Genomic DNA, 11,125 nt, shown 5'->3' on the forward strand with positions numbered 1-11,125 from the left:
ACGGTTCGGGTTAAGGGTAAATCTGATTGCAGGACTGATTAATGCGATGGGATGAATATTTTCGCAAGAGGTCTATTTATCCACTACCTTGCCCAGCTTTTGGGGAACGGCTTTTTCTGCGAGACAGGCGCAAACTCAAACACTTTCTTGCGCGCATCCCATTGTATCGGACGGATACAATTTTGATATTGTGCACGTACTTTACCGCGTGTGTCTTCGCCGCATAGCTCTCCACTCACGCCTAAATAAAGTTTGTTGCCGATGATTTTTGTTCCGACTGCGCCATGAAGAAATGCCTGTTTGGCAGAACCATCCGGTTGACCTGCAAAAACAGTGACCGCCCAGCCGCCGGAGCCGCCCAGATCAGGTGCGTTGGCGCAAGTGACCTTGCTCATGTCGTAGACAAAATCATGATAATCGTCGTTATTCAAATCGATAATATTCAAAGCCTGACCAACAGAGAATTTTCCCCCCATTTCACGGCAGGTTTGTTTATCTTCATTGATGGCTTCCTGTACTTTTTTAGGAATTGCTATGGATGCGCGGGCGGCGGCAGCAAATTGCATGCTTGCCATGAGTACTGTCGCTAAAAGCAGTTTTTGCATGATTTTCTCCGAATTAGGCAAAATTGGTCGGCTGTATCAGGTATCTATGCTTGTTGCCATACTGAGTTTTCAGACGACCTAAACCAAGATTTATGGTGTTGCGACTGTAAATGTAACATCTACATAATCTTTTTGCTGTTTCAATTCGAAACAATCGAATCCCTCGTTATTTACGCAAACATTGACTATTTTTGTGCCGGTCCATTGAATGGAAATTTCCGTTTCTTCGTTTATTTGACGTTTTATATTACGGGTTGGCAGGGTTTTGGGCAGTACTCCGTTTTGCCCCTCTTTTTTTAAAGCGGCAGTATAAGCGTCAGATAAAGATTTACCTGAATAACGGCATTTGGTTACGCCTAATTCTGTTCCATTCCATTTCTGTTGGCCGCAGGAGAGTCTGGCTCCGCCGGCATTTGCGGCAGCAGTGGTCAGAAGCAGGGCAACAGCCAATACAATTTGTTTTTTCATCAACATTCCTTCAAGTTATAGACGTAGAACACATAAAAAAGATTCGAATTGTCCGTCCAGTTAGGGTTTCAGACGACCTGATCTGCATTTTACAGCTTAATCGAATGCTCGCGCGTTTCATGGAACACGATGTCCGGCCAGCGTTCTTGCGTGAGTCCCAAATTCACGCGGTTGGGGGCGAGGTAGGCGAGGTTGCCGCCTGCGTCTATCGCCAGATTGCCCGCATTGGCTTTTTCAAACTCTGCCAGTTTTTTCTTGTCGTCGCACGATACCCAGCGCGCCGACCAGATGGATGCGTTGTCGAACACGGCTTCCACGCCGTATTCGTTGGCGAGGCGCGAGGTAACGACTTCAAACTGCAACACGCCGACCGCGCCCAAAATCAAATCTGCGCCGCTCATGGGTTTGAACACCTGTACCGCGCCTTCTTCGCCAAGCTGTTGCAAACCTTTTTGCAGTTGCTTGATTTTCAGCGGATTTTTGATACGGACGCTGCGGAACAGTTCGGGCGCGAAGAAGGGGATGCCGGTGAACGCCAGTTGTTCGCCTTCGGAGAAGCTGTCGCCGATTTGGATGTTGCCGTGGTTCGGGATGCCGATGATGTCGCCCGCGTAGGCTTCTTCCACCAGCTCGCGGTCGTGGGACATGAATGTAACCACGCTGGAAGCGGCGATTTCGCGGTTGATGCGCAGGTGATTCATCTTCATGCCGCGCTCGAATTTGCCGGAACAGACGCGCAAGAAGGCGATGCGGTCGCGATGTTTCGGGTCCATATTGGCTTGGATTTTGAAGATAAATCCGGAAAATTTCGGCTCGTCCGGCTCGACCATGCGCACGGTCGCGTCGCGCGGTTTCGGCGCGGGCGCCCAGTCGATCAATGAATTGAGGATTTCCTGAATGCCGAAGTTGTTAATCGCGGAGCCGAAGAACACAGGCGTGAGTTCGCCTGCGAGAAATTCATCGAGATTGAACTCGTTGGAAGCCGCCTGCACCAATTCGATTTCGTCGCGTAGCTGCTGGATTTCCAATGGAAAGCGTTGTTCCAGTTCGGGATTGTCAATGCCTTTGATGATGTCGAACTCGTGCGGCAGGCGCTCGCCGCCCGCTTCAAAGAGGTAGATTTCATCGTTCAGGATGTGGTACACGCCCTTGAAGTTTTTGCCCATGCCGATCGGCCAAGTAACGGGCGCGCAGCGGATTTTTAAAATATTTTCCACTTCGTCCAGCAATTCCAAAGAATCGCGCACTTCGCGGTCGTATTTGTTCATGAACGTGACAATCGGCGTATTGCGCAGGCGGCAGACGTTCAAGAGTTTGATGGTTTGCGCTTCCACGCCTTTTGCCGCGTCGATGACCATCAATGCGCTGTCCACGGCGGTCAATACGCGGTAGGTGTCTTCGGAGAAGTCTTGGTGTCCCGGCGTGTCCAAGAGGTTGACGGTGTGGTCTTTGTAGTCGAACTGCATCACGCTTGATGCCACGGAAATGCCGCGCTGCTTCTCGATTTCCATCCAGTCGGAGGTGGCGAATTTGCCGGTTTTCTTGCCTTTTACCGTACCCGCGCTCTGAATCGCACCTGAAAACAGCAAGAGCTTTTCGGTCAGCGTGGTTTTACCCGCGTCGGGGTGGGAGATGATGGCAAACGTGCGGCGGCGGCGCACTTGGTCGAGGATTTCTTGGGACATGGGGTTCTCGTGTCGGTTTGGCGTTTTCAGACGGCCTGAAACGCGTGAAAAGTAAAACGGCGGATTTTAACAGGTTTTGACACATAAAGGCCGTCTGAAAAACCAACCAAGCGGTTTTCAGACGGCCTTTTGTTGTTTGCGGTTAGAAGTTGTTTTTCAATTCGCGCAATACGGCAAAGGTTTCTTTGCTGTCGGAAACCGCGCGTCCGGCCAGTTCGGCGGTGCGGCGGCGGACGGCCGGGTTGTCGGTACGCAGGAACGGATTGACCGCTTTTTCGTGAGCCAGGCTTACCGGCAGCGTGGGCGTTCGGCGTGCCGCTTCGGCTGCCGCGCGGATGGCCGGATTGTCCGGTTCGATGTGGGCGGCAAAGGCCAGATTCGCCGCCGTGTATTCGTGTGCGGGGTAGAACAGGGTGTCGTCGGGCAGGGTTTTGAAGCGGTCGAACGAGGCGGCCAGGTCGGCTGCCGTGCCGGTAAACACGCGGCCGCAGCCTGCGCTGAACAAGGTGTCGCCGCAGAAAACATGCAGCCTGCCGCCGTATTCGAACAGATAGGCCAGATGGGTGTCGGTGTGCCCCGGCACTTGCCAAACTTCTGCCCGGCAGCCGCCGAAGTTGAGATGTGCGCCTTCCGAGATAGGGTGTGTGGCGGCGGCAATGTCGCGGTTGCCGTAGATTTCGCAGTCGGGAAAACAGCTTTTCAGGCCGGCGATGCCGCCGGTGTGGTCGTGGTGGTGGTGGGTAATCCAGATTTGCGTCAGTTCCGTTTTGGTTTGTCCGAGGTAATCGAGTACGGGTTCGGCATCGCCCGGATCGATGCAGACGGCATGGAGGCCGTCTGAAAGCAGCCAGATGTAGTTGTCGCCCAAAGCGGGAATGGCGGTGATTGATAGGGCATGGCGGGTAGGAGGTTGAATAGCGTCAGTCATTTTTTAGTTTCTTCCAAAATATTTTCTTTAGGCGGAACGGGAGCAAACCAGCCCACCAAAAGCAGCAGCAGGCCGACGGCGATGAACGATACGATGCGGGCGATGCCGCCGCTGTTGCCCAATTCGACCAAAAACAGTTTGACGACCACTACCGCCATCAGCGTGGCACCTGTCAGCCAGCGGCTGCGTCTGCCGCTGCGGTTGCCGCCCACCATCAGCACGATGGCCGTTACCGCCCATACCACGGACAGGCTGGCCTGCAGGCCGAAAGAGGCCAAAAGGTAATCCAGCCGCCAGCGGATGCCGTCGAAGAAATGCCACAGGCGCATCACGCCCGCGCTCAATACGATAAAGGCCAGTCCGTTCAAAAGCGCGGCATATTGGCGTTTTGCCGTCCCACTCCAGCCGTCTGATGCGGCGATGCGTTCGAACCCGCGCCAGCCCAGCCACAGCAGTCCGACGGAAGCCAGTTCCAATGGGTTGAGCAGCGGCAGGTAGGGCAGCGGGGCAGGGCGGTGCGGCGCGGAAATATTGACCCGCAGCAGCCATCCGGCCGCGAACAGTGCACACATAATGCCGCCGAATTTCAGATAGGCGGCAGGATGCCGTCTGAAAAGGGCGGGCTGTTTCGGCGAGGCAGATAGCAGCCAAAATGCCAGCGGTACGGTTAGCCACACCACCTGCAGCCACACGCCGTCAAGCCAAAGCGCGCCGACCGTGCCGGAAAAATGCGTCCAAGCAGCGGCGAAGAGCAGCAGGGAAATGCCGTGCAACCAGTCGGCGGCAGATTGCTCCAAAGGCTGTACTTTCAGCAGATACCAATGGACGGCGGTTGCCGCAGCGAGACAGAATGCGGCATAGAGCGGCGTTTCGCTGTAAGCGGCCGCGCCGGGATAGCCGGTGAAGGTCAGGAGGCTGAAGAAAAGCAGGATAAAGAGGGGCGGCCGCCAGTTTAAGCGCGAGCAGGCAAGGGCAAACGGCAGCAGCCATACGGCGGACAACAGCCATATGGTACTCGTACCGTAAGCCTCCAGCGGCTGCAATACCTCCTGCCAACCGGTATAGGCAGGCTGTAAGGAAATAGTGAACAACAGGCTGCCTGCACACAATGCCGCTACGGAAGTCTTGTTTCCGTTTTGCCACTTCGGCCGGCCGGCGGCAAAAGAGGCGGCAAACAGCAAAACGGCCTGCAGCAGCCATCCCACTGTCTTATTGGGCCAACCGTCCGACATATTGATGCTGAAGAAAATCAAGGTCAGGCCGCACAACAGCGCGGCGGCAGTAAATACCGGCTGCCTTTTTCGGTATTGGCACGCCGCCCACAGTAAAGCTAAAGCGGAGTAGGCAACCGACAACTTCCCATCTTCGGACAACAACAGCATCGGCAGCAGCGAAGCATAAAGTACGGCAAAAGCCAAAGAGGCCGTCTGAAAACCGCGTTCCCACGCGGCAGAACCTTCGCAACGCCATTTGCGCCAACAGGCATAAAGCAGGCCGCCGCCCGCCGCTGCGAACAAAGTGTCCGCCCAAGAGCCGGACAAAAGCGTATCGGCAGCCGAGCTGTAACCACCCAACTGACACACCGCCGCCGACAAATAAACCGACAAAGCGGCGAAACGCAGGTGCGGCAGCCGTCCGCGCAGGCCGAAAAAGTACAGCAGCACCGCTTCCAGCGACCACAATGAAACCGTGTCGCCGCGATTGAAAAACAGCGGTACGGCCGCCGTGGCAAACAGCAAAGCGCAGGCGGCGAACGCCTGCCGCAACACCGCCAACCCCGAACTGCCGCGCAGCACCAGCGCGGCCGCGCCGTAAACGGCGGCAAACAATACGGCAGACCAGCCCGAACCGTGCGTCAGGTGCGCGGTGATGCCGCACTGTAAAGCAAAAGCGGCGGTCATTGTGCCGAACAGCAAGGTGTGGTCGAGTATGTGCACGCGGATTCCGTGTTTGGCGATATGGCCGATAATGTCCCCCAGCGGCGCATTGTCCGCCAACGGCGGCAGCGCATCGTCCCCGCCCTCCGACAACCGGCGGCGGGCGAATAAGCAGGCAATTAATGTATAAAGCAGCCAGTGGTAAATCAAAAACGGCTCGGTCGTGGAGAAATGCTCCGGCGTATACGACTTGAGGCCCCAAAACAGGGCGATACAGAACGTGCAGACAAAACCGGTCAGGTTCAGCGACCGCCAGGCCTTAAACCGGGCAATCGCCGCAATACCGGTATTGAGCAGTGCGAGATAGGAGAACAGCACCAGATAATTGCCGCTGCCGTCGGACACCAAAATTGGTGCGGCCATCCCGCCGATGACCGCAGCCTGAGCCATTATTTGGGCATCCTGCCGCACCGCCATCACGGCCATCGCCGCCACCAGCACCACCATCGCGGCAAACACTACTGGCGCGGGCAGCAGGGGGTGCAGCTTCAAAGCCGCCAGCGAGGTCAGATACATCACCGCCACGCCGAAACCCTGCAGAATCAGGCCGTATTCGCGCCGCCGGCTTTGCAGCTTCCAGCCAGCAACCACAGCGGCCAAACCACCGCCCGCCACCGACAGATAACGCAGTCCGATTGGGATATGGACGCGTTCGGAAGCATAACGCAGCAAAAAGGCCAAACCGAGGAACAGCACCACGATGCCTGTTTTCAACAACAAATTGCCGCCCGTCAAACGGGTAAGCAAATTGCCGCCCCCGTCGGTTGCCGCCTCTTTTTCAGACGGCCTCCGATCATAATAGGCAGACCGGGCGGCCGCCTGCCCTTGTTCGGCTTCAACAAAGGAGGCCGTCTGAAAACGATCTGCCGAATCGCTTTCAGACGGCCTGTTTTCTACTGCCGCTGCCTCTTCGGCCTGCAAATGCATCTGCTGCAAACGGCTGATGCGGGCTGCCTGCGGCTGTGTGGTTTCGTTTGCCGCGTATGCCGGAGGAACGGCCGCTGCCGCTTCCAATGCCGGTTCGGCCGCAGACGGCATCGGCATGGCATCGGGTATGGCTGAAGGATGGAGTTCCTCTTCCTGCGCGGTTGGCAAAACATTTTCAGACGGCCTCGACAGCTGCAATTCCAGCGCATGCACGCGTCTTTGCAGATCGGCTATCTCGGCTTTCAGCTGTTCGGTTTCTGCCGACGGCTTGCCTTGGATTTTGACAATGCCATACCACAGTGCAAGACCGATGATGAAACCGGACACGGGATAACCCATCCATGCGCCGATAATCACGGATACGACAAATACCACATACTGCATCGCTGCATCCTTCCGACAATACATTTATTTCTTGAGGATTCTAACAGGCCGTCTGAAGGCTGTCCAAATGTGGAAAAAATACTTTTCAGACGGCCTCATTTTGAGATAGGCAGGATTTATGCCCACTTACAATAGGTTTAATTAATAGAGATAAAGGTTTGACTGTCTACCGATATGCACTACAATCCCCCCTTTTTTTCGGAACGATAGGTAACGGATTAAATACAATAATTTCCGTTTGCCGTAGATTAAGCCGAATTCCCCGCCGTCGGCGTTATGCCGTCGGCTGCCGTTAAAAATTCCGTTGCCGCATCATCTTTAGCACCGGATTACCGAATACCTATACTGAGATTGGACAAAAGCCAAATGAATAAAATCTTTAAAATTGTTTGGAACAACAGCATTGGTTCTTATACCGTTGTTTCCGAATTGACTAAATCCAAAAGCAAGGGTGCCACATGTACCACGGTTGCCGCCGTTATGCTGCTGGCCGCTTCCCAGGCCTTAGCCGGTACAGGCACGACCACTTCCGGCGGCAATGCCTTGCCATCCGGGACAGACTATAAATTTTGTTATTACGATGACAACAGCAAAAACGTGGTCTGCGGTGATTCGTCCACAACGGCGGCTGATGTTGTAGGCGGCAATAAGCCCGGCAAATCTGTGGCCATTGGTTTATCGGCCAAAACGGCGGGTGAAAGCAATGTGGCTTTGGGTGCGAATTCTTCCGCTTCCAGTACGTCCGGTTTGGCTATTGGTGCCGACAGCAAAGCGCATCATAATCAAACGGTTGCTATTGGTGAGCGTGCCAATGCACTGGGTGAGGCGGATGTTGCCATTGGTAAGGCGGCGAGTGAAAATGCCACCAGCACAGGGCGCAATATTGCCGTGGGCGAGGGTGCGCTGAAAAATGCGGCGGCTGCCAATAATGTAATCGGTATCGGTACGGGCGCGGCACAGAATATTAACGGCCAGCACGTTATTGCCATCGGTACGGATGCCAATCAGGGCGTCTCCAATGTGAACCAAGTGGTGGCCATCGGCTATAAAAGCTCCGCTGTAACATCGCAATCGGTTGCCGTTGGAACATTGTCTTCCGCTAAAGGCATTGGTTCTTTGGCTTTGGGCAACAGCAGTAATGCCGTCACCGAAAGCTCGGTGGCGGTGGGCCGCTTCTCCCAAGCTTCCGGTGCAAATTCGATTGCCGTTGGCGGCGGCCGCAGCGCTGCGCAGTCGGCACGAGCGGGCGGTACGTATTCCATCGCTGTCGGCGCCAGTGCAGAAGCGACACAAGCACAATCGATTGCTATGGGTTTGAGCGCTGGGGCAAAAGGTATTGGCACTGTGGCAGTTGGTGACACGGCACAGGCCACGAAAACTTATGCAATTGCCATCGGTAACAAAGCAGAGGCATCTGGTGAGAAATCTGTTGTAATCGGCTCGAATGAAACGGCCACCAATATTGCCAAAGCCACCGGCAGGCAGTCTGTAGCGATTGGTTGGACGGCACAGGCAACAGGATTTACCCAAGCAGTGGCTATCGGCCCAGATGCACAGGCATTGGGCGGGCAATCCACTTCTATCGGGAACAATACCCGTGCCAATGGCAATTCCTCTATCGCTATCGGCAGCGATGATTGGGATCTGGCCAAAGTCCAAGTGGACGCGGATTACCAACGCCTGACCGGCACGGCAATGAGCACCGGTTATCAAAGTACAGAGGCGGCTGAGGCCGCGATTGCCGTGGGTGTGAAAACCCAAGCTACAGGCGCGCTTTCCACTGCTTTCGGCCCGGGTGCGCGAGCCACTAAAGTGGGTGCATCTGCATTCGGAGTGGGCGCGGAAGCCGACAAAGAAAAAGCCGTGGCTATCGGCGCAGGTTCGCGCACGAGCACTAATGCAGCCGCAGTGACCAGCGCTACCGTGAACGGTGTTACCTACAGCGGTTTTGCCGGTGCAACTAAGATTACAGATGGTTCGCAGGTTTCTATCGGTACGGCAGGTTATGAGCGCCAAATCAAACACGTTGCCCCTGGTGAAATTTCAGCCACGTCCACCGATGCCATCAACGGCAGCCAGCTCTACCACGTTGCCGCCCAAGCCGCCAATCCGCTCAAATTCGACGGCGACAGCGGTACCACCGTGGAGCGCAAGCTTGGCACTACCCTCAACGTGAAAGGAGGCGCTACCGGCACACTCACCGACAACAACATCGGCGTGGTGGCAGACAAGGCCGGCAACACATTGCGCCTCAAGCTCGCGCAAAACGTGGATTTGGGCAATGCAGGCAGCCTGAAAACCGGCAATACCACTGTGAACAACAACGGCCTGACCATCAACAACGGCCCGAGCGTAAACAACAACGGTATTAACGCAGGCAACAAACCGATCACCAACGTAGCCAGCGGCGGCACTACCGACAGCAACGCCGCCAATATCGGCGACGTTAAGAAAGCCGCTGCCGCCGCTAAAACCGTGGTAAAACAAGGTGCAAACACCACCGTTTCTAGCGCCACCGACGCAGCAACCGGCGCCACCGAATACACCGTCAATGCTGAAAAATCGGTGGTACAAGGCTCTTCGGATGTTACCGTAAATGCAGCAACCAACGGGTTAACCACCACATACACCGCCGATTTATCAACCACAGCCAAAGCCAGCCTAGCCAAAGCCGATAGCGCAGTACAAAAGGTGGTTTCAAGTAACCCTAATTTAACCGCCAGCAAAACCGGCGATACCGTTACTTTGGATTTTAGCCAAACCCCAAGCTTTACCAGCGTAACCACTGGAAATAGTGTATTGACTTCAGACGGCCTAAAAATTGGTAGCGGCACTAATTCTGTATCCCTAACCAATGCAGGACTTTCCAACGGCGGCAACAAAATCACCAACATTGCCGACGGCGCAGCCGATACCGATGCGGCAAGCTTTAAACAAGTTAAAGCCGCCAAAACCGAGGTTCAAGCCGGTACCAACGTCGCCAGCGTCATTAAAACCGACGGCACAAACGGTCAAGCAATTTATACCGTCAATGCCAAAGCTGCCGCTGTTACATTGGAAAACGGCGCTGATGGGTTAAAACTGACTTCAGCAGAAGATACCGCCAGCAACTTAACCACCTATAAACTGGATTTGGCGGACAAAACCAAAGCCTCATTAGCCAAAGCCGACAGTGCCTTACAAAACATCGGTGTACAAGTTAACGGTACTGCCGCTAAAACATTAAATCAAGCCAATTCAACGCTAAACTTTGTCAACGGTACTGGCACAACCGCCGAAAACAAAAACGGCGACATTGCATTTAATGTCAATAAAGCCAATCTAAGCGTAAACGGCGGCACGGTTTTGGCTGACAAAAACGGCGATGAATTTGCCACCGCAAAAAACGTTGCCGACGCCATCAACCAGGCCGTTACCAACAGCGAAAAAACCAGCGTGGTTGCAGCGGGCGACAACACCCACGTTGCTTCTGCCGTTTCTGGCAACCAAACCACCTATACCGTTCATGCCGATAAAACCACCGTCAGCGCCAAAACTGGCGGTAAGTTGGCATTGAACCCGACTGAAGTGACGAACGGTAACCAAACCAAAACCACCAACTACGAACTTGACCTAACAGACGACGCCAAAGCCGAGATTCAAAAGGGCGTGGAGGCAAAAACAGCCGTCGATACCCAAGGCATTGGCTTTGCTGCCGACAGCGGTTCAGCCGTTACCAAAAAATTAGGCGACAGTTTAAATATCAAAGGCGACAACAAAAACATCACCACCAAAATAAATAATGGCGATGTTCAAGTTACCTTAAATGATGACATCAGCGTACAAAATGTGACCGCGACAACCTCAGTCATCACCCCTAAAGTGGTTGCCGGCGATAGCACCTTAACTTCAGACGGCCTAAATATCACCGGCGGTCCAAGCATCACCAAAACCGGCATCAGCGCAGGCAATAAACCAATCACCAACGTCGCCAGCGGCGGCACCACCAACAGCAACGCCGCTAATATTGGCGACGTTAAGAAAGCCGCTGCCGCCGCTAAAACCGTGGTAAAACAAGGCGCAAACACCACCGTTTCTAGCGCCACCGACGCAGCAACCGGTGCCACCGAATACTCCGTCAATGCTGAAAAATCGGTGGTACAAGGCTCTTCGGATGTTACCGTAAATGCAGCAACCAACGGGTTAACCACC

6 protein-coding genes are annotated in these 11,125 nt (G+C 54.6%); 1 reads left to right on the forward strand and 5 read right to left on the reverse strand.

The genetic code is table 11. The annotated features are described in order from the left end of the window. Nucleotides 1–83: 83 nt before the first annotated feature. The 5 genes from ACTHSL_RS10905 to ACTHSL_RS10925 form a co-directional block, all read right to left on the reverse strand. Complete coding sequence (locus ACTHSL_RS10905) at nucleotides 84–605, reverse strand: hypothetical protein (protein ID WP_440381420.1); 522 nt, start codon at nucleotides 603–605, stop codon at nucleotides 84–86. 90 nt (nucleotides 606–695) lie between these two features. Further along, entirely contained in the window at nucleotides 696–1,073 is a 378-nt protein-coding gene (locus tag ACTHSL_RS10910; protein WP_440381421.1) for a cytochrome C, read from the reverse strand. A gap of 89 nt (nucleotides 1,074–1,162) precedes the next feature. After that, on the reverse strand, nucleotides 1,163–2,758 hold the full coding sequence (locus ACTHSL_RS10915) for a peptide chain release factor 3 (RefSeq protein ID WP_440381422.1): 1,596 nt from the start codon (nucleotides 2,756–2,758) through the stop codon (nucleotides 1,163–1,165). A gap of 142 nt (nucleotides 2,759–2,900) precedes the next feature. Continuing rightward, nucleotides 2,901–3,686, reverse strand: a complete 786-nt coding sequence (gloB, locus tag ACTHSL_RS10920) for a hydroxyacylglutathione hydrolase (protein ID WP_440381423.1) — start codon at nucleotides 3,684–3,686, stop codon at nucleotides 2,901–2,903. Then, complete coding sequence (locus ACTHSL_RS10925; RefSeq protein WP_440381424.1) at nucleotides 3,683–6,934, reverse strand: DUF2339 domain-containing protein; 3,252 nt, start codon at nucleotides 6,932–6,934, stop codon at nucleotides 3,683–3,685. Before ACTHSL_RS10925 ends, gloB begins: the two co-directional genes overlap by 4 nt. Before the next feature lie 366 nt (nucleotides 6,935–7,300). Here ACTHSL_RS10925 and ACTHSL_RS10930 point away from each other — a divergent pair. Continuing rightward, nucleotides 7,301–11,125, forward strand: a 3,825-nt coding sequence (locus tag ACTHSL_RS10930) for an ESPR-type extended signal peptide-containing protein (protein WP_440381425.1), incomplete at its 3' end; no start/stop codon positions are given.

It is taken from the genome of Neisseria sp. P0008.S010 (assembly GCF_051962715.1).
In the GTDB taxonomy this organism is placed as follows: domain Bacteria; phylum Pseudomonadota; class Gammaproteobacteria; order Burkholderiales; family Neisseriaceae; genus Neisseria; species Neisseria elongata.